We start from the raw sequence: 25,341 nt of genomic DNA, 5'->3' as shown, positions 1-25,341 counted from the left end.
GCTCCGGGAAGGCGCAGCCGCAGGTCGGCGACGTCTCCGACGGCGACGATGCGGTCTCCGAGAGTGGCGAAGGCTTCCGGTTCGGCGGTCGCGGCCCAGCGCCGCCACCACCCCGGCCCGGCCCGGCACTTCGTGCGTGGTGCCCGGTGCGCCGCCGACGAAGTCCACCAGATCGGCGAGCATCTCCGCCTCCCCCGGCACGCGGCCGTCCACCGGACCGACGCCCGGATAGCTGTCGAGCACCGCCAGCAACTCCACCCGCTCACCGCGGGCCTGCAGCATGGTGGCGAGGGTGTGCGCGACGTGCCCGCCGAAGGACCAACCCACCAGGTGATACGGGCCATTCGGTTGTACATGCAGGATCTGGTCCAGGTAGTCGGCGGCCATCTCCCGCACGGTCGCCGGCAGGGCCTCGCGATCACCCAGACCGCGTGCCTGCAGACCGTGGACGGGATACTCGGTGCCGAGGCTGTGCAGCAGCCCGGCGTAGCACCAGCTGAGTCCGATGCCGGGATGGACGCAGAACAGCGGTGCCCGGTCGCCCCGGGTACGCAGCGGCAGCAGCACGCTCAGGGCGTCGCGCCGGCTGCCCACGCCCACCCGCTTGCCCAGCCCGGCCACGGTCGGTGCCTCGTACACGTCTCGGACCGACAGCTCGGCGCCGAGCACCTCGCGCACCCTGCCGACGAGGTGGGCCGCCAGCAGCGAGTGCCCGCCGAGGTCCAGGAACGAGTCGTCGATACCCATCGACGGAAGCACCAGCGCCTCGGCGAAGAGGTGGCACAGCAGTTCCTCGCGGGGCGTGCGGGGACCCCTGCCGGTCGGGCTCGGCTCGACGCGGGGCGCCGGCAATGCATGCCAGTCGAGTTCACCGCCGGCGGTCGACGGCAGATCGTCCAGCACGACCACCGCGGTCGGCACGGCCCGCTCGCGCAGGACTCCACCGAGGTACGCGGCGCCGGCCAGATACGCCCGCAACGCTCCCGGGTCGATCCGGCGGTCGGGCGCCGGAACGGCGTAGCCGACCAGGCGTCCGTCGGTGAGCGTGACCGCGGCCCGGGCGACGTCGGGATGCTCGGCGAGCACCGGCCCCAGCTCCGCCAGGTCCGCCGGGTCGGGTATCAGGTCGTCGGCGCCACGGCCGGCGCCGGCCGGCTCACCCTTGGCCAACCAGACCGCCAGACCGGCCACGGTGGGTGACTCGAACACGTGCCGGACCGACAGTTCGGCGCCGAGCACCTCGCGGACGCGGCCCACCAGCCGGGTGGCCAGCAACGAGTGCCCGCCGAGATCGAAGAAGTCGTCGTCGATGCCGACGGCGTCCACCCCGAGCGCCTCGGCGACCAGCTCGCAGAGGGTCTGCTCGGTCAGTGAGCGGGGCGCCCGCCCACCACCCGCGGCGGTGGGATCCGGCGCCGGCAGCGCGCTGCGGTCGAGCTTGCCGTTGCCGGTCAGGGGTAGCGCGTCGAGCACCACCACGGCCGCCGGCACCATGTGCTGCGGCAGCCGCGCGGCGAGCGAGCGGCGCAGCGCCACCGGGTCGACCGTCCACCCGGTCCCGGGGACCACGTAGGCGGCGAGCCGCCGGTCGCCGGGCCGGTCCTCCCGCAGGATCACCGCCGCGGCGCCGACCTCGGGCTGCTCCGCGACGGCCGCCTCCACCTCGGCGAGCTCGATGCGGAATCCGCGTACCTTCACCTGGTCGTCCGCGCGGCCCAGGAACTGCAGGGTGCCGTCATCGTTCCAGCGCGCCAGGTCACCGGTGCGGTACATGCGCGAGCCGGGGGGCCCGAAGGGATTCGCCACGAACCGCTGGGCGGTCAGCCCCGGCCGGGACCGGTAGCCGCGGGCCACGCCGGGGCCCGAGAGGTACAGCTCGCCGGGCACTCCGACCGGTGCCGAGGGCAGGTCCGGCTCCAGCACGTGCGCCTGCGCGCCGCGAATCGGCGTACCGATCGGCGGTGCCTCGCCGCCGTGCAGCGCGGCGCTCGCGGTGGCGCAGACGGTGTACTCGGTCGGCCCGTAGGCGTTGATGAGTGTGCGTCCCGGCGACCACCCGGCCACCAGCGTGCCGGAGACCGCCTCCCCGGCGACGACCACCGTGGTACCCGGGCGGATCGTGTCGAACGGGATGCTCGCGAGGACCGCGGGCGTCAGCGTCACGTGCGTCACCGGCGGTTCGGCGGCCAGGGCCTCGACGATGGCATCGACGCGGGGCTGCCCGGGTAGCGGCAGCACGAGGGCCGCCCCCGACGCCAGCGCCTGGCACAGCTCCCAGAACATCGCGTCGAAACCCACCGACGCCGCCTGGAGCACCCGGCTACCGGGGCCGACACCCAACGTCTCGCGCTGGCATCGGGCAAGGCTCGGCACGCCGGCGTGGGTGACGAGCACACCCTTCGGGGTACCGGTCGAGCCCGAAGTGTGGATCAGGTATGCCGGGTGCGCCGGGTGCAACGGCCGGCTCCGCTCGGCGTCGTTCACCTCGTGGTCGGGCTGTGCCGCCGAAGCGCCGGCGACCCGCGCGTCGTCGAGCACGAGGGTGGGTGCGCCCGAGCCGTCCAGGAGCGGGAGGTGTGCGCGGTCGGTCAGCACCAGGTGCGGCGCGGCGTCCGCGAGCAGGAGGTGCAGCCGCTGTACCGGGTGGTCGACGTCCAGGGGCACGAAGGCGCCCCCGGCCTTGAGTACCGCCAGCAGTGCCACGATCAGCTCCACCGACGGCGGCAGCGCCACCGCCACCAACCGCTCCGGGCCGACCCCGCGATGGATCAGGAGCCGGGCCAGTCGGTTCGCCCGGGCGTGCAGCTCCCGGTACGTGACCGTCGCCGTACCGCAGTGCACGGCCGGGGCGTCGCCGGCCGCCCACGGCGCCAGCAACTCGGGCACCGTACCGGCCGGGGTGTCGTCGCCCACGGGCCCGGCGGCCCAAGCCGACAGACGCTCGCGCTCGGCCGGCGTGGTCAACTCCATTTGCACGACCGGCAGTCCGGCGTCGGCATCGGCCACCTGGCGCAGCGCCCGGAACAGCCGGTCGCCGTGGGCGGCCGACTCCGGCCGCCGGTACAGGGCCGGGTTGGCGTCGAAGTTCAGCAAGTACCCCTCGTCGGCGCCGAGATCCTCGGCCGCCACGCTGAAGTCGGCCACCGGGCCGTTGGTCAGGCTGTGGGTGCGCCATACCCGGCCGCCGGAGTGCAGGCGGCGCGGGAGAGACATCACGTTGACCACCAGACCGAACAACTCCCGTTGGCTGGCCCCGCGTTGGAGGGCACGGCCCAGCTCCCCGCTGCCGTAGCGCTGGTACCGCAGCGCCTCCAGGAGCCGCTCCCCCGCCTGTGTGCGCAGCTCGGCCACCGACATCCGGGGGGTGACCGTCATGCGCAGCGGCACCGCCTGGGCCAGCATTCCCGGTATCCGCCGCAGTTGCCGGCTGTCCCGCCCGCCGACCGCGAGCCCGATGACGACATCCGACGCGCCGGTCATCCGGTGCAGGTAGGCCGCCGCGCCGGCGACGAGATTGGCCGGCGCGCCCGACGCCGGCGGCTGGTCCGGCGCCGCCACGCCGCGCAGCGCCACGTGGGAGAGCCGTCGCGTCTCCCGCAGGAAGTCGGAGGGCAACGCGGCGGGAGGTTCCCCGAGCCGTACCACCTCGGGGGCGTCGCGCATCCGCTCCAGCCAGAAATCCTGGCACCGCCGGAACGATGCCGAAGCGCGGTACTCCTGCTCGTCGAGGAGCAGTTCGGCGAGGGTGCCGAAGGTGCGCGGCGGTATCGGTTCTCCGGCTTCCATCGCCGGATACAGCTCGGCGACGCGGCGCACCATCAGCCCGAAGCTGTACGCGTCGAGCAGGAGGTGGTGGGCCGTCTGGTACCACAGGAACCGGTCGGGCGCCTCCCGGAACAGCGCGAACGAGAACAGCGGCGTCCGGTCGATCGCACGCGGGTCGCGCAGGTCGGCGCGCATCCACTCCAGCGCCGTGGCCCGCGGATCGGGCGCGGTGCTGACGTCGATGAACCGCAGGGACCAGTCCTGCTGTGCACCGAGGACCTGGCGTGGCTCGCCCTTCTCCTCGACGAACCGCAACCGCAGCGCGTCGATCTCGTCGACCACGCACCGCAGCGTGGACTCGAACACCTCGGGCCGCACCGGACCGAGGATCTCGGTGTAGCCGCCGATGTTGTACACCGGGTTCGCTGGGGCCGACTGCTGCGCGAGCCAGATCTCCCGCTGCGCCGCGGTGAGGGGCAATGATGCGCTGGGCGTGGCACCCGGTTCCATCTCTCTCCACTCCTTGCGTTGCGGTCAGCCTTGCGTTGCGGTCAGCCTTGCGTTGCGGTCAGATGGTGATTCCGCCGTGGATCTCGAAGACGGACGCCGTGACGTACGCGGCGCGGTCGGAGGCGAGGTACGCGATGAGGTCCGCGACCTCCTCGGCACGGCCGAACCGACCCAGCGGCACCGCGGCGAGCAGCTTCTTCCGCACGCGCTCCGGCATCGCATGGATCATGTCCGTGTCGATGAGTCCCGGCGCCACCGTGTTCACCCGAATCCCGAACCGGGCGACCTCCTTGGCCAGCGCCTTGGAGAACCCGATGATGCCTGCCTTGGACGCGGAGTAGTTCGTCTGCGAGGGGTTGCCGTGCACCCCGGCGACCGAGGACAGGGTGATGACGCTGCCCCGCCGCCGCTTCATCATGACGAACACCGCGGCCCGGCAGACCTCGAACGCGCCGGTCAGGTTGGTCGCCAGCACGCTGTTCCACTCGTGGTCGGACATCATCACCAGGGGCTGGTCGTGGGTCACGCCGGCACACGTCACCGCCACCTCGACCGGCCCCAGCTTCGCCTCCGTCTCGGCCAGCCAGGCCCGGACCGAGTCCCCGTCGGCGACGTCGACCGGTACGGCCAGACAGCGCGCGCCCAACTCCTTTGCCAGGCTCTGGACTTCGTGCGCTGCGGACACGTCGGAGCGGTAGCAGAAGCTCGTGTCGAAACCCTCCCGGGCCAGCTGCAGCACAGTGGCTCGGCCGATCCCGCGGGAACCGCCGCTGACCAGTGCCACCTTGCGGCCGTCGTCTGCCATCCGGTTTTCCCTCAGTCTCGCGGACGGCGGGCGGCAGAGTGGCGCTCGCCCAGGCGCAGCAGCGCACAGGCGACGATGCCGTCGCGGTCGACGGAGCTGACGACGGCCGCCCGCCCGGCGGCTGCGGGCAGCCGGTCCAGTGCGCTGAACACCGACACGAGTTGGAAGGCGGCGGAAGCCGCTCCGGTGTCGCCGAACGGCAGCCGCGGGAGGCGGTCGAGGGCGTCCGGCGCGAACAGCCCTGCCAGGGCTGCCCATTCCTGATCGCCCGCGGGGCCTGGCGGCCGGCTCGGCGAGACGGCCCAGACCTCGTCCGCCGTGACTCCCGCCGAGGCCAGGGTACGCAGCACCACCTGGCGTACCGCGTCGGCTGGATCGTCGCCGTGGTAGACCTGGCTGCGTACCGAGAGCAGTTCGGCGAGCACGGGACCGCTCGGCGCGCCGTCGCCCACCATCACCGCGCAACCCTCGCCGAGCAGCGCCGGATCGGTGCCATCCGGCCGGGCGTGGTGCTCCAGCCAGGAGCGGGTCGCCGAATACTCCTCTGCGGCGCCGCACACCACCCGCCGCGCCCGACCGCAGGACAGCAGTCGCCGCTGGTAGCTCAAGGCCAGCAGGCCGGCCGCGCGGCCGGCGGCGATGGTGGCGTTGGGCCCCCGCAGCCGGTACCGGATCGCGCATTGTCCGGCGGCGCAGTTCATCACGGTGTTGGGCATGCGCGCCGGGTCGACGTAGAACGGCCGCGCACCTTGCAGCGATTCGCGGGTGAAGTCGGTCATGCTCTGCACGCTGCCGGTGGCGGTGCCGAGCACGAGTCCGGTGTGCTCCGGAGCATCCGGTGCCGGGTCGGCGCCAACCCCCTCCAGCAGCCGCCCGACGGCGACCGCGGCCAGCGCGGTGACCCGGTCCATGGCCCGGGTTCCCTTGGCGCCGAGCGCCTCTCGCGGCGAGAAGTCGGGCACCAGGCAGGCGCGCGGGTCCGGTGCCGGCCAGTGCGAGGGGGCCGCCGCGGCGACGGGCCGGGGGGCGGGCCGGGCGCCGGACCAGAGGCCCTCGGTGAAGGCGTCCCGACCTGTACCGAACGGTGACACGGCGTCCCACGCCGTGATGACGATGCCCATGCGACGATTCCTCACTGGTATCTGCCGAGGACCACCACGGCGTTGTTACCGCCGAAGGCCATCCCGTTGTTCTGCACGATCCGCAGGTCCGCCTCGACCGACCTGTTGGGCACGCAGTCGATCGCGCATTTCGGGTCGGTGCGTTCGTGGTTGATGGTGGGCGGGATGAAGCCGTTGGTGATGGCGAGCGCGCACCCGATGGCGCCCAGGGCACTGGCCGCGCCCATCGAGTGCCCCAGCATCGACTTGAGTGCCACGGTGCGGGGCGGGTGCTCGCCGTACACCTCGCGGATGGCCATGGTCTCGGTGACGTCGTTCGGTATCGTGCCCGTGCCGTGGGCCGAGATCAGGTCGACCTGGTCGGGCGTGACGCCGGCGTCGCGCAGCGCCAGATCGATGCACCGGGCGACGCCCGACTGGTTCGGCGCGACCGGGTGGAAGGCGTCGCAGCTGAGTCCGCATCCGAGGATCTCCGCGTAGATCCTGGCGCCGCGGCGTAGGGCCGAATCCAGTTCCTCGAGCACCAGCAGCCCGGCGCCCTCGCCGGTGAGGATCCCCTTGCGGTCGACGTCGAACGGTTGGCAGCGCTCCGGCGCGATCGTGCCCAATCGGTAGAAGCCGGCGAACGTCTTGCGGCACATGGCGTCCGCGCCGCCGCACAGGGCCAGGTCCACCTCTCCCGAGCGGATCGCGTCGAGTCCGGTACCGATCGCGTAGTTGCCCGCCGAGCACGCGGTGGCCATGGTGGACGCCTCCGCCTGGTACAGCCCGAGTTCCTGGGCCACGGCGGTGGAGAGCCGGACCGGGGACACCCGCCGCACCGCGACGGGGTCGTACGCCTGGGGTCCGCGATCCAGCTCGCTCTGTACGAGCCGGTCCAGGTCGTACGCCTCGCCGTCCGTGGTGCCGATGGAGACCAGGACCGGTTCGTCCCGCAACCGGGCGAGGGACAGGCCCGCGTCTTCGACAGCCATCCGGGCGGCCGCGACCGCGAACCGAGTAGCCTTGCCGAGCAGGCCGATGTCAAGGTTGCGGATCCACTTCGCCGGGTCGAATCCGACGACCTCGCACCCGTTGTGGTAGTCGAAACCCTCGGTGTCGAACACGGTGATCGGCCGGACTCCGCTGCGTCCCTCCCGAAGTGCGTCGGCGAAGTCCATGGCCCCGATGCCGATGCTGGACAGCACACCGACGCCGGTGACGACCACCCGCCGCCGCTCGGCGCGCGAACGGTCCACCGTTGCTCCTGTTGACATATGCGCCCCCTCGATTGGCCGGCGGCTACCAGCCCGGCGTCGCGTCGAGTACCTCGTACACGCCGCGCAGGTTGACCATGCGCGGCACCTCGGACTGGGCGATCACCACGTTGAACCGCTTCTCCAGCCCGGCGAGGATCTCGATCAGATTCAGCGAGTCGGCCCCGTGGTCGTCGACGAAGCTGCTCGTGTCGGTGACCTCGGCCCGGTCCAGCTCCAGTAGTTCGCAGACGAGATCCTCGACCTGGATCCGGCGCTCCTCGTCCATCTGTGCCTCTCCTCCGTGCCGGCCGCCCGGTGCGGGCGGGCTTTCGGTCATCCGGCCGCACCGGAGCCCGGTACGGCACGCGTCGTGGGTGGTTACCGCCCCAGCCGCACGGGCAGGGCCGCCAGGCCGTGCATGATCGTGCTCGGGCGCCAGCGCAGTTCGTCGGCGGGGACCGCGAGCGCGATGTCTGGGAAGCGTTCGATCAGCCGACCGAGTGCGACCTGCGCCTCCATCCGGGCCAGCGCGGCACCCAGGCAGAAATGAATGCCGTGCCCGAAGCTGAGGTGGCCGGTGCTCTGCCGTTCGATGTCGAAGGCGTCCGGGTCCGGGAAGCGCTCGTCGTGGTTGGCGGCGCCCAGGGCCAGCAGCACGATGTCGTTCGTCGCTATCGGGGAGCCCCCGATGGTCATCGGTTCCGCCGCGTACCGCCAAGTGGTGACGGGAGCAGGGGAGTTGTACCGGAGCGTTTCCTCCACCGCCGCGTCCAGCAGCTCCGGCCGGGTCCGCAGCTTCGCGAACTGATCCGGGTGCCGCAGGAGCGCCAGGAGCGCGCTGCCGAGCAGGTTCATCGTCGTCTCGTGCCCGGCGATCAGCAGCAGGCAGGCCATCGAGACCAGCTCCAGCGGGCTGAGCCGGTCGTCGGTGTCGCTGGCCTCGACCAGATCGGAGAGCAGATCGTCGCCCGGCGCGGACCGCTTGGCGGACATCATCTGCGCGAGGTAGCCGCCCAGGGCCGTGGTGGTCCGGCGCAGGTCGTCCCGCGACGAGGAGCCCACGATGACGGTGGACCAGGCGCGGAACGAGCGCTGGTCGGCGCGGGGAATGCCGAGCAGTTCGCAGATGACGGTGAGCGGTAGCGGGAAGGCGAAGGCATCGACGAAGTCGACCGTCCCGTCCGCGGCCCGCGCCACCATGGCATCCAGCAAGTCGTCGGTGATCTGCTGGACGAGCGGCCTCAGCCGTTCGATGCGGCGCGCGCTGAACCCCTTGACCACCAGCTTCCGCAGCCTGGTGTGCTCGGGCGGGTCGCTGTTGAGCATGTCGGTGGCGACCGTCTCGGCCACGCGCGATCCGTCGAGCCTCGCCGCCGTCGCCCGGTCGATGATCGCTCGCAGCCGGGCCGAGTCCTTGCACAGTCGCCTGTCCGTCAGCGCGGTGGATACCTCCGCGTAGCCCGTGACGACCCACACCGGAATTCCACTCGGAGTATTCGCACGATGTATCGGACCCACCCGGCGAAGCTCGGCAAATACGCCGTAATTGTCTTGCATATAACGGTCGCTGAAAAGACCGTGCTCGTCCACTAATTCGACCGTCACGGCGCCCCCTCTCTTCCGGTTGCCGGATTGACCACGACATCCGTCGTGATCGTGATTGGCTTTTCCTGAGGATGAAAACGGCAGGGCAATCGCGTGTCCACCGGCGATAGGGATCGACCGTACGGGACGGGTATCGGCGTTGACAACGCTCCGGCCCGGACGGACGCCGGCGAGGACGTCCACGCGGTTGCCGACCGCACCTGCCAACCTCACCGTCGAACGGGCCCCACCGGTGCCGTGGCGGAAAACGTTTTCGGATGCTCGATGACGGACTCGCCGTCAGCTACCGACCGGATTCGGTGTCCGGTGGACGGGACAGCGATCGAGTGAGGTTTCCCCGTGATCCGGACACTCGCGGACGACGCCCGGCTGCCGCGCTCGTCGCTCGCCGTTCTCTCGCCGAGGCACCCCCGCCGGTCGTGTCCCCGAAGCGCCGCGCTCCTGGGCGCCGCCCTGATCAGGCACCCTTCTCGATGGTCTCGCGAGGTTTCTCCAGGCTCTTGCAAGAAGCGGCGGCCGGACGTGAACCCTGTCGAAAGCCCAGGCGTTGGAGCAACGGTCCGGTCATGAGCGTCGTCACCAAGGCCATGATCACCATGGCGGTGAACACCCGCGTGTCGAGCACTCCCAGCCCGAGGCCCACGTTCAGGATGACCAGTTCGGTGAGTCCGCGGGCGTTGAGCAGGACTCCGAGCGTGATCGACTCGTGCCCCGACGCGCCGGACAGGCGGGCAGCGGTGGCCGCTCCCACGAACTTGCCCACACACGCCACCAGGATGACGGCGAAGACCATCACGAGGCCGCGCCGGCCGAGACTGCCGAGATCCACCGAAAGACCGGTGACGGTGAAGAAGACCGGCAGCAGGAAGAGACCGGTCCGGTCGATGAGCGCGGCAGCCTCGGGAGCCTGCTCCTCGATCTGCCGGCGTGGTACGGCGGCGCCGAAGGCGAAGGCACCGAAGACGGCGTGCAGCCCGATTTCGTTGGTGGCCCAGGCGGACAGCAGCAGGCCGGTGACGAGGACGGCATGGATGAGGGCGCTACCGGCCTGTCTCCGCTCCGAAGCCGACAACCACCGCAGTCCGGGGCGGACGATGTAGACGAGGATCAGGAGGAACAGGGTCGACTCAAGCATCATCCGTACCAGCGGCCAGGGCCCACCGGCGGTTGCGATGACGACGATCACGGCCAGCACGCACCACGCGAGGAAGTCCTCGATGGCGGCACAAGCGAGAGACATCGCACCGATGCGGCTGCGCTGCATGCCCCGTTCGGCGATGATTCTGGCGAGCACCGGGAAGGCGGTGATGGACATCGCCGCCCCGAGGAAGAGGACCGGTGCGAGCATGCCGTCGGTTCTGAGCTGGGAATTGTCGTACCAGGGGTAGAGCAACGCCGCCAGCCCGGTTCCGAGCAGGAACGGCAGGGTGACGGAACCGAGGGACACCGCGGTGACCTGGCGACCGGCTCCTCGCAGGTGCAAGACGTCCGACTGATAACCGATGCCGAACATGAAGAGCACCAGGCCCAGTTGCGACAGCGCTTGGAAGAGCGGCCGGGTATCCGACGGGAACAAGACCTCGGTGGGGTCGCCCGGGAACAGGCCCAGCAGGCTCGGCCCCAGGACGAGTCCCGCGACGATCTCTCCCACGACCGCCGGTTGTCCGACGCGCGTGGCCAGTCGGCCGAAAACGAATGCCGCGGCAAGGATCAGGGCAAGCCCCGCGAGCATGCTCCCGGTGACCGCGTCGGCTGAGCGGGCAGCGAGGAAATGAGGTTCGGACAAGGTCTACTCTCCCCCGGTTCTGAATCCACTGAATAACGCATTCGATATTGGGCTGGAGAGCGCCGCGGCATCAACGTAGAGCGGCCGGCCGGTCCTTTCAAGGACCCGAATTTCCCCAAGCCACGGGATTCGCCGTCCTGCCGACAGGACAGTGCCGTGGCCACCCCCGGCTCGGCGTCCTGCGGCAGTGGACCACGGCGTGGGAAATGCGCGCATACCGTAATCCAGGTCGGCGAGCGGTGAATTCGGGATGGATGCCGCCGGGCACGGAGTGACGGGCACGAATTCGTCGAGCGCGTCGGGGTGACGCCGTCGGGGTGGCCGAGGCGTGGACCAGGGGAAGCGGTGCTCGATCAGTTGCCGTATTCGCCGTGATCGCCGAAACGGACGGGATCGATCCCGCGCCACGTGCCGTCGAACGGGTTCGATTCCCGCGTACCTCCGGCCTCGTATGCCGGCGCCGCCCGCATCAGCCCCTCGCCCGAGGTTCGCGGAGCGCCCGGCGGCGCGATCCGGCGCACCGCCACGCCGACCACCTGGTGACGGTGCACGAATCCGTACGCGCGCGAATCCCAGCTCGAGGCGGCGTTGTCGCCCAGCACGACCAGCGCGCCGTCGGGTACCACCTCCCCGGCCACGTCGCGCAGCACAGGGAACCGATCCCGGGGTACCCGATCGCCCTCCACCGCCACCGCCCGTTTGATCATCAGCCGACCGGCCGGCTGTGGGGCCAGATCCGGCCGCATCGGCAGCGCGGCCAGCTCTGCCGGATCCAACTGCCGCAGCTCGGGCGGCAGTCCGGGCAGCGTCGCCGGATTCGGGATCCGGACGACCACCACCTGGCCGGCCAGGACCCGACCGCTGCGGCGCACCAGGAGCCGATCACCCGGGGAGAGCGTGGGCTCCATGCTGGGCCCCTCGACCGTGGCCACCATGTAGCGTCGCTGCATCCACAGGAGCGCCGCGCCGCCCAGCGCGCCGGCCGCGGCGCCGGCGACTGCCATCGTTCGCCCGTTCACTTCGCCTCCTGATATCCCGCGGCCTGGAGCCGGAACAGGCTCGCGTAGTGGCCCTCGCGGTCGAGTAGCTCCTCGTGTGGGCCCTGTTCGACGATCCGACCGCCGTCCAGGACCACGATCAGGTCCGCGTCGCGCACCGCGCCGAGCCGGTGCGAGATGAGCAGGCTGGTGCGTCCTTCGCGGTACTCGCGCATCCGGGTGTGCACCTCGTGCTCGGCCTGCGGGTCCAAGCCCGAGCTGGGTTCGTCCAGGATCATCAGCTCGCGACCGACCCGCACGAACGCCCGTGCCAGGGCCAGGCGTTGCCACTGGCCGCCGGAGAGCACCACGCCGGTGTCCGGGTCCTCCTTGTCGGCCTCGCTGAAGAACATCCGGGTCAGCAGCGTGTCGTAGCCGCGCGGCAACGCGGCCAACTTCTCGTGGATGCCCGCCCGTTCCGCTGCGGCCTCGATTCGGGCCCGGTCGTCCAGGCTGTCCGGGTCGCCGAGGGCGATGTTCTCCGCGGCCGTCATGTCGTAGTTCATGTGGTTCTGGAACACCGCGCTGATCCGCCCGCGCAACTCGGCCGGCGGGATGTCGCGCAGGTCCACGCCGTCCCAGGTGATCCGACCCCGGGTCGGGTCGTACATCCGGCACAGCAGCTTGACCAGCGTGCTCTTGCCCGCGCCGTTGAGTCCCACCAGTGCCACCGCCCGACCGCGCGGGACGCGCAGGTCGACACCGCCGAGCACCCAGGGGTGGTCGTCGCTGTAGCGGAACCACACGTCGTGGAACTCGATGCCCACGTCGGGCTCCGGGGCGGGTACGGTCTCGGTCGCCGAGGCCAGATCGGGTTCGGCGCGGGCGACCGCGACGTAGTGGGTCATGCCGAGGAGTTGTCCGTAGGTGGAGGCGATCGAGGTGACCAGGGTGTTCAGCGCGTTCTGGATGCCGGTGAGTGCGGCGACGAACATCACCACGTCCCCGACGGTGAGCGTGCCGTCGCGGGCCGCCGTCACGGCCCACCACAGGCCGCCGCCGGCCACCGCGGCGCCGAGCGCGCCCAGTGCCCCCTGGGTGGCGAACTCGCGCAGATCCATCCGGCGTTCGGCCTCGTTGGCGCGCCGACGCTCCGTCATCATCCGCGCCCGCAGGACCGGACCGATCCCGAACAGCCGGATTTCCGTGGCCGCCTGGACGCCGGTCAGCAGTCCGCTGTAGAAGAACTCCCGGCGGTGCACCTGCTCGTTGTCCCATACCATCCCGGCCCGCATTCGGGACAACCGCAGTTCGGCGATCAGCACCGGCACACCCGCCACCAGCACCAGGGCGGTCATCGTGGGACTGAGGAACAACAGCGAGCCGATGAAGCCGACCAGGGTGAGCGTGCCCTGGAGGGTGCTGCCCGCGCCGTCCACCAGAACGCCGAAGTTGGTGGTGCCCTGCTGGGCCAGCCGCAGTCGGTCCAAAAATCCCGGATCCTCGAACCGCCGCAGTCCCACCTGGCGTTCGGCCGCGCCGAACAGTCGATCGGTGGCCAGCACTCCGGTGGCCCGGCCGACTTGGGCGTGCAGATAGCGGCCCAGCCCCGGCAGTACGGTCGCCGCCAACCCGGTAAGCGCGAGAGCGAGCGCCGGAGCGGTGATCGAACCATGCGCCTCGGCCAACCGATCGATCACCAATTTGGTCAACCATGCGGTGGCGATCGGCAGGCCCGCCAGGCCGATAGTGGCCGCCAGTGACCCCGCCGCCTGGACGGGCGCCGCGCGCAGGATCAGCGCCAGCGCCTCGCGCGCGGCGGCGGCCGACTCGCGGGCGGGTATCCGTCGACTCACGCGGGGGCTTCGCTGAACAGATCCGTCATCCGACCACCACTGGCCACCACCCGCTGATCCCTGCCGAGCAGGTACACCGCGGGCGTCCAGGTGTTGTGGAAAGCCGCCTGGACCGGACCGTCGTAGTCCTCCACGATCACCCGGGCCACCGGAGCCAGGATGGCCGACAACTCGGCGTCGGTGTCCGCGATCACCGCTATGACCCGGTCCCGACCCAGGGTTCGGGCGTGTTCGGCGAACAGCGGCGCGAGTGTGTGGCAGGGCGTGCAGTTCGCGGAGAAGAACCCGACCAGGCCGTACACATCGGAATCGGAGACCTGTTCGCCCTCGGTGGTGATCGCGGTGAACACCTCCGGGCGGGCGCCGGGTCGCAGCGCGGTCGGGGGCGCGCCCGAAGGCGCGTTGCCGCCGTGCGCCCGGTCCGGTTGTTCGCGTAGACGACGGATGACACCCAGGGTGAGCAGCAGATTGATCGCGGTGACAAGAGCGAGCACCACGACGGCGGCGACGAGATAGGGCATCAGGCAGTCCTCGCGAACAGGTCGACGATGTCGTCGAGAGTGATGATCAGGAGTGCGCCGATCAGGCCCGCCACGCCCGCGATCAGGGCGCCGGCGAGCGGCGGAGGATCGGCAAAACCGCCCGGGCCGGTCGTCGCGGCGCCGGCGAGGGCGACGGCGAGCAGTACTCCGTTGCGGACCAGATGGCGGGTGCCCAGCGGGACGTCGGAGGCCCCGAAGCAGCGGCACGAGGAGCGGCGGTCCCGGCGCAGCGCCGTGGCGATCGCGACGGTGAAGGCGATCAACAGGGCCGCCGCGACCCCGAACCCGAGTGCGCCCGGAGGCGGAACCGCGACCAGCACCGGTACCGACGTTTCCGCGGCCACCACGAGGACCGCAGTCGGCCGGGCCCATCCGGTCGGCATCGGCACCAGGTGTGGCACCGAACCGACGAATCCGCCGAAATCTCGGAACTTCGAGACCGCGGAGACGGCGAATACCAGGCCGACCAGACAAGCGCAGCCCACATATACGCATCCCATGGGCACCCCCTTTATGGCACGCGGAAACGGCGGGCAGCGAAATCATCGCGGCCCGCCGCCGAGTCGGGCGGGATCGTTCGATCTTTCCGGTGGCTCGACGCACGTTCAATTCGTCGGTCGGGGCTCGACGAAGGCGCGTGCGCAATGTCGTGCGGTAAACAGTTGTCGAGGCAATCCCCAGGGCGTCGACCTTATGGGCCGTACGTCCCGGTATCAACAACAGCCATCCCGCCGGAAATTATTGTGTCGGGGAATTCTGTTGTCGCAAAATCGCTTCGCGGAGTACTGCGGGTGGGAATCGCGCCCCACCCGCAGCGGACGCCGGAGCGGTGTCAGCAGCCCTTGGCGATGAGGACCGTGTGACAGCCCTCGTTGAGGCAGCACTGCCGCAGGTAGTAGTAGCCGTTCTGGCAGTAGTAGTAGTTCGAGCAGCCGGCTTCGACCGTGACCTTTTGGGCCACGCGGTTGAGCAGGCGGTCGGCGAGACGCATCATGACGTCTCCTCTCTCGGCCCGGGTAGGGCCGTTCGAATTGGTGATCGAATTATTGCCAGTCCTTCTTTTTATTGGCAAGACCCAAATTCTCGGCCACCGGAGATGATCAAGGAATGCTTGTCGTTGTCACCGCAGAATTCCCGCCAGGCAATGACGCCCTCGGATACCAATCCACAGAAATACGGATACGACATGCCTACGGGACGATATGGGCGGCCGCCCTGCCACCACGGGAGGCCGACCGGCTCGCGATTGCGGTGCCCGTCTCGCCCAGGACGTGCAAGGCGGAGCCTTCGACCGCTTCCGCGTCGTGCCGATCCGGCGCGGCGCGTTGTGGCGACCGCGGCCCGGGCCCTGTGAACGACACCGGCGGCACCGGCGCCAAGATCGCCTGGTCCCTCACCGCCACCGCCGTCATCACCCTCGTGTGCGCCCCGATCACGCTCCGCCTCTACGGCAAGCAGGGCTGAGCCGGTACGCCGCCCGATCGGTCAGCGGTGTGCGGGACTGAGCCCGGTGTTCGGGGGCGCTCATGCGTCGTCCAGCAGGATGCCGGCGCCGACAGTGTTGTTCGTCGCCTCGTCGAGTGTGGACTTGCCGTCGTCGACGGACCCCCGCGGTGGCGATGCGCAGCAGTTCCGTGGGCTGCGCTGCGACCGGGATTGCGCCGGGAGCCGGGATGCCCGGTGCGGGCGTGCTGGTGGTCATGTCCAGAAGTACCCTTCGCGCTTGCGGTCTTCCATGCCGGCTTCGGAGATGCGGTCGTCGGCGCGGGTGGCGCCGCGCTCGGTGATACGGGTGGCGGCGACCTCGGCGGCGACCTCGTGGGCGTTGACGGCGGTGGAGCGGATGGCTCCGGTGCCGGTGGCGTCGCCGATGGTGCGGAAGCGGACGGTCTCCTCGAACGGCACCTCGCCGTCGAGCGGGGGCGTGACGTCGGTGACGCCGAGCAGCATGCCGTCGCGTTCGAACACCGTGCGGCGGTGGGCGTAGTACAGCGGCGGCAGTTCGATTCCCTCGTCGGCGATGTACTGCCAGATGTCCAGCTCGGTCCAGTTGGACAGCGGGAACACCCGGATGTGCTCGCCGCGCCGGTGATCGGAGGGTGAATCGCGGGCGCACCGAACCCATGGGTCGCCCTTGACCCTCCGATCACTCGCCGAGAGGATAATGTGACGATGAGCGCTTATCTGGTGGAGAGCTGGGGCTCGGACGGCGCGGATCCGGCGTCGTTGTTGATGCTTCCTGTCGTCGGGCTCGTCTTCGTCGTGGTCGGGATCTGGTTTCTGCTCGATGGCCGGCGCGCCGCGCGGTTCTTCGCCGAGAACTCCGTCGACTCGCTCTCCCGGTCACCCGACGAGCGATTGTCCTCGGCGCAGCGGACGGTGAGGCATATCGCCCCGGGCTTCATATTCCTGGGGTCCGCTTTGTTGATCGGCGGTGTCGTCGCAGCCTTCACGTGATCGTCGCGGGAGCGGAGTGCCGAAGACGATGCGGAGGAGTCTCGATCGGTGTGGACGAGGGGACGGCCCCGGCCGCGTGGGTGGCGCGGCCGGGGGCGGGCGGGTGGCCGTGCCGAGTGGGTGCGCAGGGCGGTGAGGACATCGAGCCGGGCGGCGCGCCGGGCGGGCCATGCCGCGGCGAGGACGCCCACGATCGCGGCGAGGATCAGGAAGATCAGCATCCTGTCCCAGGGGATCACCACGGTCAGGTCCTTGGTGGAGCGGGCCATGCCCTTGACGCCGCCGATCCCGGCGATCAGGCCGAGGACGACGCCCAGGATGCCCCCGAAGAGCGAGATGATCAGGGATTCCAAGCGGATCACCCGTCGGGTACGGCGCCGGTCGAGCCCGATGGCGCGCATCATGCCGATTTCGCGGGTGCGTTCGAAGACGGACATGGCCAGCGTGTTCACCACGCCGAGCACGGCGATGACGATCGCCATGGACAGCAGTCCGTAGACGATGTCGAGCATGATGTCGAAGAGCTTGTTGAAGTCCTTGCGAACCTCCTTCGACGTTTGCACGTTGACCGCAGGGCTGTTGCCGACCGCCTTGCGGAGCGCGTCGCGCATCCCGTCCCGATGCTGCGCCGCGACCTTCGCAAGCAGGAAGTCGTCGCCGACGACGTCGACGTGCGGTGTCAATGTCTGGAGCGAGACGGTGAGGGCGCCGAGCATCGGGGCTTCGTCGTAGATTCCGCCGATGGGCAGTCGAGTTCGTTCTCCGTCGGGGAAGGTGACCGAGACGGACGTCCCGACCCGCCATTTGCGGTTGTCGGCCGTCTGCTTCGACACCAGCAGTCCGGTGGGCAGCGATTGCGGGCCGCCCTGGGTGAATGTGGTCGCGAGTACCGAGAACGCGCTCGCCGGGTCGACCGCGGTGATCGCGTATTCCTTGCCGTCGACGGTCGCTTGCGCCTCGCGGACCGGGCTGACGGCGGTGACGCCGGGCACCTTCGCGACGGCGGCGGCGATCTCCGGCGCCAGTGCCTGCCCGTCCGCCGACGAACTGAGCACGAACTCGGCGGTGATGCCCTTGGACAGGGTGCGGTCGACCAATTGCTTGAGCGAGGCGCTGAAGACGGTCAGCGAGGTGACCAGCACCATGCCGATCATCAGGGCGGCCGCGGTGGCGGCGGTGCGGCGTGGGTTGCGGGCCGCGTTCTGGTGCGCGAGCCGACCCTCGACGGGATGGACGCGCCGAAGCACCGCGCCGAACACGCGGATCGCGGGTGCGGCGATGAGCGGGGTGAGCACGATGACGCCGATCAGGACGATGCCCGCGCCGCCCATCACGGTGATCACCTTGGCGTTGCCGGTGGCCGAGCCCTTGATGCCGGCGAGGAGCACGACGCCGCCGAGCGCGACGGTCAGCGCGCCGGTGATGTTGCGGCGGCGCAGGCTCGACGTGGTGGGCGGCAGGCTCGTGCGCAGTGCCGCGACGGGTGGGATCTTCGCGGCTCGGCGTACCGGCAGCCACGCGGCGAGGAGCGTGACGCCGATGCCGACGGCCAGGCTCAGCAGAGCGGTCGTGGGGGCGACGACGGTCGGTCCGGGGGTGAGGTCGGCGCCCACGGTGTTGAGGATGCCGCGCAGGCCGACGGCCAGCGCGATGCCGATGACGAATCCACCGAGTCCGGCGACGATGCCGACCGCGAGGGCCTCGAACATCACCGAGCGGGTCACCTGCCTACGGGTGGCGCCGATGGCGCGCAGCAGGGCGAGTTCGCGGGTGCGTTGCGCAACGAGCATGGAGAAGGTGTTGGCGATGATGAAGCTGCCGACGAACAGCGCGATGCCGGCGAAGACCAGGAGCAGTGTGCGCAGTGAGGCGATCTCCTTGTCCACCTTGTTACGGTCGTCCTGGCGTAGCTTGTCGCCGGTGAGGGCCTCCGCACCCTTGGGGACCGACGGGGCTGCTGCGGCGCGGAGTTGCTCCTGGGTGGTGCCGGGGCGTGCGTGCAGGCGCAGTTCGTTGTAGACGCCGGGTTCCAGGTAAAGCGCCTGGGCGGTGGCGGTGTCGAAGAGGGTGAGCGAGCCGCCGGCCTCGACGGCGGCACTGTCGGTGGTGAAGACGCCGACCACGGTCTGGTCGAGGACGGGTCCGCGGGCGACGATCCGAATCCGGTCGCCGACCTTGTACCCGGCGGCCTTGGCGGTCTTGGTGTCGAGTGCGACCTCGCCCGCCCTCGCGGGGAGGCGTCCGGCGGTCACCGTGTATCTGGGGTCCTTGCCGTCCGGGCCGGGTATCGCGTTGGTGCCGACCGCGTTCGTCTTCTTGCGCACGAGTTTGCCCTCGCGGTCGACCACGGCGGTGAACCCGTTGACGTGGCCGGTGATCGACGCGGTGCCGGGCAACGCGCGGAGCCTGGCTACGAGGGGTTCGTCGATGGGCGGGGTCTGGAGGTGGTCGACGGCGTTCTTGGTCGCGCGAACGTCGACCGCGATGCCGCGGTGATCGCGCAGTGCGGCCTCGGTCATGGCCTGCTTCAGGGTGTCGCCGAAGACCAGGACGGCCGAGACGAACGCGACGCCGAAGACGACCGCGAGCGCGGTGAGGGCGAGGCGCACCTTGTAGGCGACGAGGTTGCGCAGGGATGTGCGTAGCAAGGTCGGGTCCTTCAGAGGGGGAGGGTGGAGAGGGGGTCGGCGCACTCGTGGGCCCGCGCCTCGATCGAGGCGCGGGCGGGCGCGCCCTCGAAGGGCGAACCGAATAGTAGATCGACTGGTCGGTCTAAATTATCGACGGAGTGCGACACCGACGTCCGCCCAGCGAGGTAGAAACGGGTCAGCCTCAGGGTGGACGGGAGACCGTCGTCGCGCCGGAGAACACCTCCAACGGCACCCCCAACTCACGGCAGTAGTCCGTGCTGACCGCCACTGCGGAAGCATCGCGGGTCCGGCGTTGAAGTACTGACCGGGTGCGAAAACCCGCCCGCCGCGTCACACCGTTCTTGTCGGTCAGGGTGTCGCCGGCGCGCACCGTGAGACTGCGACCACCGATCCGAGGTCGCGCATCCAGCACGGTCACGTCCTACCCAGCCTTGCCAGGTAGGGTGAGCAGGTCATGCGTACAGTCGACCCGGTCAAACACGCCGCCAAACGCCGCCAGATCCTCGAGGCCGCCGCGGCTTGCTTCGCCGACAAGGGGTTCCACGGCACCCGGACGGCGGACATCTGCGCACGCGCGGGCATGAGCCCCGGGAACGTCTTCCACTACTTCCCCAGCAAGCACGCGATCATCGTCGCCCTGATCGAACAGGAAGGCGTCGAGACCGCGGCCTACCTCGCCGAACTGGCGCACGCACAAGACGCGCTGGCCGCGCTGTTCGGCCTGATCGACGCGGTGGTACGGCTCGCGGCCGACCCCACGTACGCGAGCCTGACCCTGGACACCGCCGCCGAGGCCCAGCGCGACGAGGGCATCGCCGCCCTTGTCGCCCGCAACGACCGCCAACTGCGCGCCGGCATCGCCGACCTGCTGCGCCGCGCGGCCGCAGCCGGTCGGATCGACGACACGCTGGACCCGGCCGGGGCCGCGACGTGGGTGGCCGCCCAGATCGACGGCCTCTTCGCCCGCATCGCCACCGACCCGGACTTCGCGCCCCTGGATCAGGCCCCGATGCTGCGGTTGGTGCTGACACGCTTCCTCGGGGCGAAACCCACCTGAGTCGGCCGCGCACGGCTCCGCGCGGAAGCAGGAACCAGTCCTCGTACAAGGGCCGCATCGACGATGCCGACCCGGTCACACGCGCCGGTGCGGTGCGCCACCGCGAACCGGGCGACGACACGGCTCACCGGCCGGCTACCGGGACGACGAGGTACGTCGAGCACTCGCGCCGAAACGCGTACCGAACATGATCGCCCATCAACACAACGCTACCGGTCATGGCCTCGGCGTCGTGCGCGACAGGCGCAAAGCGGTCGGTTCGTGCTGCACTGGATTCATGGACGTGCGTGTCGTCGGTAGCGACATCGGTCCGTCGCCGAACGCGGAACCAGGTTCGCGTGAGCCGCCGTCGACCTGCCGCCCCTGTCCGGTGCACGAGCAACTCCCGGACCCCGACTGAGGCGCACGCCGGCGAGGAACCGACACACCGACGCGGGGCCGGCCGGGAACGATTTTCGAAAGGCCGCATCATGGACACCCTCGACGAGCGAGTCGACATCGCCCGCGCCCTGCTGTCCGCCGGGATCACGCCGGCCGACCTCGAACTGTCGCCGGACCTGGCCGCGGCGCCGGAAGGCCCCGTCCTCGCCGCCAACCTCGGGATCGTCTTCCCCGACGGGCTCGCGCCCGTCCCACAGCCCTTCGACGTCGAACCGTCTCCCGAGGCCGCGTTGCCGCGTGCCGACGTCGTCGTGATCACCTGGACCGTCGCCGAACAAAACGCCCTCGCCGACGTGTTCACCCAAGGCTTCGGGCGACTGCGCTGGTATCGGTACACCCGCCGCTTCGAGGAGCACTACCGGCCGCTGATCAGAAATGGAGCGCCCTCGCTCGCCGCCCGACCGCCACGCCTGGGTTCGTACTTCCCGGTCAAGCTCGGCGACTTGGACGTGCTGTGCGTGAAGTCCGAACTCCACCTCAACCAGGACGGTCGCAAGACCGGCGAAGGCACCGCCACCCTGCCCGTCCGGGACTTCTTCGAGCAGATCATCGACGAGGTCCGGCCGCGGGTGATCGCCACCATCGGCACCTCGGGCAGCGTCTTCGGCGACTTCCCCCTGGGCGACGTGGTGGTCACGCGCGCGGCGAGGTTCCGCTGTCAAAAGGAGTTCCACAACGAGGACTTCAACGGCCGGACGTACAAGTGCGACTGGACCCTCCCACTCGGCCGGATCGACGACGCGCAAACGCTCATGCGCGGCTTCGCCGACCGGCTCGCCGAACCACCGCTCGGCCCACCGTCCACCCGCTTCCCCTTCATCGGGCCGCTGCTTCAGCCGCCCGCCAACAACCCGACCGTCCGCATCGAGCAGGGCGCACGGGACATGCCCGAGTTCCACCCGGTCCTGACCACCGACTACTTCGAGTACGGCACGTCCACGAACGGCCTGGAACACGAGGGATCGGCCGTCGAGATGGGCGACGCAGCGCTCGGCATGACCTGCGCCGACCTCACCGACGCGGGTTCGGATCACGTGCCCGACTGGGTCGTGGTCCGCAACATGTCCGACCCCCAGATCAACGGCGAACTCCCCACTCACAAATTCCGCCTCAACCAGCAGACCATGTGGGCGGTGTCCTACTACGAGTCGTACGGCTACTGGACCAGCGTCTGCGGTGCGCTCGCCACGTGGGGCCTGCTCGCGGGACTCTCCGAGGCGGGCGTCGACGATGCCTGACCCGCCGACCGTCACCCGGCTCCCCGTCGAGGTCGAGCTGCTGTTCGAGCTCGTGCTCACGCCACTCCCCCGGGGCGGCCCCGCCCTGCTCGCCGACGGATCGGCGCCGGCCGGGGAGAAGCGCACCCGACTGTGGCTGCTCGACGGCATCACCGAACGGGCCGCACCCGTCGCCGAGGTCTGGGCACACACCGACGACCGGGAGGACTGACGCCGAAACGACCCACCAGCGCGACCATTTCGCCGAAAGCGAGACCAGGATGTCCGGCAGAGCCGATCCCGAGGGAGCACGCGACACGCGGTACCGCATCGCCGTCTACTTCGACACCGACCGAGAGGCCGAGCGCGTCGAGGCGATCCTCGGGGACCGGACGCACCGCTACCGGGGGGTCATCCTCGCCGAGACCTCCGGGGAGCGGATCACCGGACTGCGCGCGGCCGGCTGCCTCGTCGACGTCCGCGCCGATCTCACGGCCGAACACACAGCCCGGGGCGAGACCACGACGACGAACGCGGTACCCGGCAGTGCCGGCCCGCAGAGCATGCTGCCCCCGCGTGGTGCCGGCGCGGCCGGCACCGCCGATCGGGTCGCGCCCGATCCGGAGTTCGTGGCCGACCTCACCGAACGGGCCGTGGGCGCGGGCGAACAGGACACGGCCGACCCGGAGACCGCGCTGCCGCTTCCCGTCCCGTCGGGCGAGCCGCGGTACAACACCTACCTGGTACGTCTGCGCGGACCGCTGGACCGGGCCCGTCGCACCGCCTTCGCCGAGATCGGTGCCCGCGTCGCCGAATTCCAGCCGCCCGGGACCTACCGCCTCCGCCTCGCTCCCGAGCAACGCGACCTGGTCGCCGACCTGTCGTGGGTGATCGCGGTGCGCCCCTGGGGCCTCGCCGACTCGGTCACACGCGCGCTCGACGACGCGCTCGACCGGGACGGCCGGCGTGCCGCCGGTCCACACCTGGCCGCCGCCGAGGGCGCCGCCACACCGGACCCATACCTCGACACCTTCGACGTCCTGGTGCACGACCCCCTCGACCTCGCCACGCTTCGCCCGGCCCTGGAGGCCACGCCCGGCGTCGAGGTGCTCGCCGGCGTCGATGTCATGCTGCGCTTTCGCACCGACCTGACCGGGGACCGGCGGCGCGACCTGCTCGCCGTCGTTGCCGCCCGGGACGAGACCCGTCTGGTCACCCCCTATCGGCCACCTCTGCTCTATGCCGACCATGCCCGCCGGCTCGTCGGCGTGGACCGCGTCGGACCGCGAGCCGACGGTGCCGCGCCGGCGGCGCGGGTGCCCTGGACCGGGGCGGGTGAGATCGTCGGCATGTTCGACAGCGGCGTCGACGGCACCCACCCCGACCTCGTCGACCGCATCGTCGTGGACGAATCCCTGGTCGGCGGCGACGCGTTCGACGTCTGCGGCCACGGCACCCACGTAGCCGGCATCATCGCCGGCTCCGGCGCGGCAAGCGGGGGCCTGATCACCGGTGTCGCCCCCGGCGCCCGGTCGGCCGTCTTCCGCGTCTTCGACGAGGACAACCGACTCCACGTGGGCCCCAGCCTGGGTCCGATGCTCACCCGTGCCGTCGACGCGGGAGCGCACATCATCAACCTCAGCTGGGGCAACCCGCTTTCGGGCACCTATGACCAATACTCGCTCGCCGTGGACAAGTTCGTCGCCGAGCATCCCGACGTGCTCGTGGTGGTCGCGGCCGGCAACAGCGGCGTCGCCCCCAAGGGAACCCACGAGTTCAACACCTGCGGCACCCCCGCCACCGCCAAGAACGCGCTCACCGTCGGCGCGTGCGACACCGACCGCGACAACGACGGCCTCGCCGATCTGACCTGGGACCGCTTCCGGCAGCCCCAGTTCCCGCTGCCGCCGGCCGGCGACGAGCACGTATGCGGCAACCCCGACCTGCCTGCCGCGATCAGCAGCCGAGGCCCCAGCGACTACGGGAGCGTCGTGCCGCACCTGCTCGCCCCCGGCACCTTCGTACTCTCGGCCCGCAGCAGCAGCGCCCAGATGGACCCACGGCTGCCCTGGCGCGACTGCCCCGACCACGACGGGCACTACATGTACATCGGCGGCACCAGCATGGCCGCTCCCGTCGTCGCCGGTGCCGCCGCCGTGCTCCGGCAATACCTGCGCGAGGTCCACGGACTCGCGTCGCCCTCCGCCGCGCTCATGAAGGCCATCCTGATCGCCGCGACGCGCCGCCTGCCCTCGCTGCGCACGCCGCACACCGTGCAGGATCTCGGCTACCCCGACTTCGACCAGGGCTTCGGGCGGCTGGACCTGAGCACCGTCCTGCCCACTCCCGATGCGCCGGCGGATCGCCGGCTGGTGTGGGCCGACCTGTCCGACGCCGATCCGGACGCGCTCGAAGCGTTCGCCGACCCGGAGGGCACCCGACGCGGCAGTCGCACCTACCGCCTCACCGTGCCGGACGGGCCCCACACCGACGACCTGCGCGTCGTCCTGGCCTGGACCGACCGCCCCGGCAGCGCCGTGCAGAACAACCTCGACCTCGCGGTGACCACACCCGACTGCACCATGCACGTCGGCAACGAGGAGCACACCTACAACAAGGTCCCCGGCTTCGACCGCAGCGCCGTGGCGCAACTCACCGGTCTCCCGCTGGACCGCGCCAACACGGTCGAAGCCGTCCGCGTCGGCAACCCGGCGCCGGGCTCCTACACGATCAAGGTGTTCGCGCAGAACACGCCCTTCCCCGCGCAGGGTTACGCGGTGTGCGCCGCCGGCCCGATCAGCGAAGAGAAGTTGACGACGCCCTGAGGATCGCCGGAGTCGACGCGGAGACGAACGCTCACGGCTGTGGGCGCGCCGGCGCCCGACCGACGACAACCTCGACGGCTTCGCGGCACGCCGACCGTCCCGGACCGCAGCAGTGGTCCTCGAACCCCGACCGGGCGCCGAACACGACACGTAGATCCGCCCACGACACACAGTAGGTGATGTCGAGGTCACCGACGTCGACGTGGAGACACGGCACCCTCGACGCGCAAAGTGCGTGCCCAGGGAAAGGCGGAGGCCGGGGTCGCCGTGTGGAGGTGCAGATTCCCTGCGGGATCACGGCGGCCCCGGCCGTGGTGTGAAGCCTGCCCCCGAAAGCGGGATTCATCTCCGGAAAGCCGCTCCCCGTGTGCGCGGAGGCGGTTTCGGGAATTCGTCGGGGAATATCGAAAAGGGCTGTGGGGGGGGGGGGCGTGTTTGGGTTTGGGCGCCGCCCCATAGAACGGTTGAAACCCCGGACGGGCGCGCGG

Annotated in this window: 19 protein-coding genes; 4 read left to right on the top strand and 15 right to left on the bottom strand. The window is 70.6% G+C overall.

The features are described 5' to 3' along the window. The 15 genes from ABZS54_RS26870 to ABZS54_RS26800 all read right to left on the bottom strand — a co-directional run. On the bottom strand, positions 1-4,275 hold a 4,275-nt coding region (locus tag ABZS54_RS26870), incomplete at its 3' end, for an amino acid adenylation domain-containing protein (RefSeq protein WP_355541199.1). Between the two features lie 58 nt (positions 4,276-4,333). Further along, positions 4,334-5,080 carry a 3-oxoacyl-ACP reductase FabG gene (gene fabG, locus ABZS54_RS26865; RefSeq protein ID WP_355541196.1) on the bottom strand — a complete coding sequence of 249 codons (747 nt, stop codon included), beginning with the start codon at positions 5,078-5,080 and terminating at the stop codon, positions 4,334-4,336. 11 nt (positions 5,081-5,091) lie between these two features. Continuing rightward, the gene (locus tag ABZS54_RS26860) at positions 5,092-6,201 is read right to left on the bottom strand and encodes a beta-ketoacyl synthase N-terminal-like domain-containing protein (RefSeq protein WP_355541194.1); all 1,110 of its coding nucleotides are present in this window, start codon (positions 6,199-6,201) and stop codon (positions 5,092-5,094) included. Between the two features lie 11 nt (positions 6,202-6,212). Beyond that, entirely contained in the window at positions 6,213-7,439 is a 1,227-nt protein-coding gene (locus tag ABZS54_RS26855) for a beta-ketoacyl-[acyl-carrier-protein] synthase family protein (protein ID WP_355541191.1), read from the bottom strand. A gap of 43 nt (positions 7,440-7,482) precedes the next feature. Next, positions 7,483-7,725, bottom strand: coding sequence for an acyl carrier protein (locus ABZS54_RS26850; protein ID WP_355541188.1), 243 nt, complete (start codon positions 7,723-7,725; stop codon positions 7,483-7,485). 92 nt (positions 7,726-7,817) lie between these two features. After that, positions 7,818-8,915 (bottom strand): cytochrome P450, encoded by a 1,098-nt coding sequence (locus ABZS54_RS26845; RefSeq protein ID WP_355541185.1) that lies wholly within the window; start codon positions 8,913-8,915, stop codon positions 7,818-7,820. 586 nt (positions 8,916-9,501) lie between these two features. Continuing rightward, positions 9,502-10,830 (bottom strand): cation:proton antiporter, encoded by a 1,329-nt coding sequence (locus ABZS54_RS26840; protein WP_355541182.1) that lies wholly within the window; start codon positions 10,828-10,830, stop codon positions 9,502-9,504. A 353-nt stretch (positions 10,831-11,183) separates the two neighbouring features. Further along, positions 11,184-11,849: a S26 family signal peptidase gene (locus ABZS54_RS26835; protein WP_355541179.1), complete on the bottom strand. Its 666-nt coding sequence runs from the start codon at positions 11,847-11,849 to the stop codon at positions 11,184-11,186. Next, the gene (locus ABZS54_RS26830; RefSeq protein WP_355541176.1) at positions 11,846-13,663 is read right to left on the bottom strand and encodes an ABC transporter ATP-binding protein; all 1,818 of its coding nucleotides are present in this window, start codon (positions 13,661-13,663) and stop codon (positions 11,846-11,848) included. Before ABZS54_RS26830 ends, ABZS54_RS26835 begins: the two co-directional genes overlap by 4 nt. Next, a complete protein-coding gene (locus ABZS54_RS26825) occupies positions 13,660-14,184 on the bottom strand; it encodes a hypothetical protein (RefSeq protein WP_355541173.1) in 525 nt (174 codons plus the stop codon). Before ABZS54_RS26825 ends, ABZS54_RS26830 begins: the two co-directional genes overlap by 4 nt. Next, on the bottom strand, positions 14,184-14,705 hold the full coding sequence (locus ABZS54_RS26820; protein ID WP_355541170.1) for a MauE/DoxX family redox-associated membrane protein: 522 nt from the start codon (positions 14,703-14,705) through the stop codon (positions 14,184-14,186). Before ABZS54_RS26820 ends, ABZS54_RS26825 begins: the two co-directional genes overlap by 1 nt. Before the next feature lie 332 nt (positions 14,706-15,037). Continuing rightward, complete coding sequence (locus tag ABZS54_RS26815) at positions 15,038-15,199, bottom strand: hypothetical protein (protein ID WP_355541167.1); 162 nt, start codon at positions 15,197-15,199, stop codon at positions 15,038-15,040. A 704-nt stretch (positions 15,200-15,903) separates the two neighbouring features. Continuing rightward, positions 15,904-16,368, bottom strand: coding sequence for a phosphoadenosine phosphosulfate reductase family protein (locus ABZS54_RS26810; RefSeq protein WP_355541208.1), 465 nt, complete (start codon positions 16,366-16,368; stop codon positions 15,904-15,906). 17 nt (positions 16,369-16,385) lie between these two features. Then, on the bottom strand, positions 16,386-19,310 hold the full coding sequence (locus ABZS54_RS26805; RefSeq protein WP_355541164.1) for an FtsX-like permease family protein: 2,925 nt from the start codon (positions 19,308-19,310) through the stop codon (positions 16,386-16,388). Between the two features lie 184 nt (positions 19,311-19,494). Continuing rightward, a complete protein-coding gene (locus ABZS54_RS26800) occupies positions 19,495-19,731 on the bottom strand; it encodes a hypothetical protein (RefSeq protein ID WP_355541161.1) in 237 nt (78 codons plus the stop codon). A 36-nt stretch (positions 19,732-19,767) separates the two neighbouring features. Here ABZS54_RS26800 and ABZS54_RS26795 point away from each other — a divergent pair, with 36 nt between their 5' ends. From ABZS54_RS26795 to ABZS54_RS26780, 4 genes are all read left to right on the top strand, one after another. Beyond that, positions 19,768-20,370: a TetR/AcrR family transcriptional regulator gene (locus ABZS54_RS26795; RefSeq protein ID WP_355541158.1), complete on the top strand. Its 603-nt coding sequence runs from the start codon at positions 19,768-19,770 to the stop codon at positions 20,368-20,370. Positions 20,371-20,840: 470 nt separating this feature from the next. Beyond that, positions 20,841-22,049, top strand: coding sequence for a hypothetical protein (locus ABZS54_RS26790; RefSeq protein WP_355541155.1), 1,209 nt, complete (start codon positions 20,841-20,843; stop codon positions 22,047-22,049). Continuing rightward, positions 22,042-22,260 (top strand): hypothetical protein, encoded by a 219-nt coding sequence (locus ABZS54_RS26785; RefSeq protein ID WP_355541152.1) that lies wholly within the window; start codon positions 22,042-22,044, stop codon positions 22,258-22,260. Before ABZS54_RS26790 ends, ABZS54_RS26785 begins: the two co-directional genes overlap by 8 nt. Before the next feature lie 49 nt (positions 22,261-22,309). Beyond that, complete coding sequence (locus tag ABZS54_RS26780) at positions 22,310-24,853, top strand: S8 family serine peptidase (protein WP_355541149.1); 2,544 nt, start codon at positions 22,310-22,312, stop codon at positions 24,851-24,853. Positions 24,854-25,341 lie beyond the last annotated feature (488 nt).

The organism is Embleya sp. NPDC005575 (assembly GCF_040605455.1).
Classification (GTDB): domain Bacteria; phylum Actinomycetota; class Actinomycetes; order Streptomycetales; family Streptomycetaceae; genus Embleya.
The sequence above is the reverse complement of the archived record's forward strand: the minus strand, read 5'-3'. Positions and strand labels throughout refer to the sequence as shown.

Coding starts and splice junctions, on each gene's coding strand:
- fabG (WP_355541196.1), bottom strand. CDS start 5,080: ATGGCAGACGACGGCCGCAAGGTGGCACTGGTCAGCGGCGGTTCCCGC.
- ABZS54_RS26860 (WP_355541194.1), bottom strand. CDS start 6,201: ATGGGCATCGTCATCACGGCGTGGGACGCCGTGTCACCGTTCGGTACA.
- ABZS54_RS26850 (WP_355541188.1), bottom strand. CDS start 7,725: ATGGACGAGGAGCGCCGGATCCAGGTCGAGGATCTCGTCTGCGAACTA.
- ABZS54_RS26825 (WP_355541173.1), bottom strand. CDS start 14,184: ATGCCCTATCTCGTCGCCGCCGTCGTGGTGCTCGCTCTTGTCACCGCG.
- ABZS54_RS26820 (WP_355541170.1), bottom strand. CDS start 14,705: ATGGGATGCGTATATGTGGGCTGCGCTTGTCTGGTCGGCCTGGTATTC.
- ABZS54_RS26815 (WP_355541167.1), bottom strand. CDS start 15,199: ATGATGCGTCTCGCCGACCGCCTGCTCAACCGCGTGGCCCAAAAGGTC.
- ABZS54_RS26795 (WP_355541158.1), top strand. CDS start 19,768: ATGCGTACAGTCGACCCGGTCAAACACGCCGCCAAACGCCGCCAGATC.
- ABZS54_RS26790 (WP_355541155.1), top strand. CDS start 20,841: ATGGACACCCTCGACGAGCGAGTCGACATCGCCCGCGCCCTGCTGTCC.
- ABZS54_RS26785 (WP_355541152.1), top strand. CDS start 22,042: ATGCCTGACCCGCCGACCGTCACCCGGCTCCCCGTCGAGGTCGAGCTG.
- ABZS54_RS26780 (WP_355541149.1), top strand. CDS start 22,310: ATGTCCGGCAGAGCCGATCCCGAGGGAGCACGCGACACGCGGTACCGC.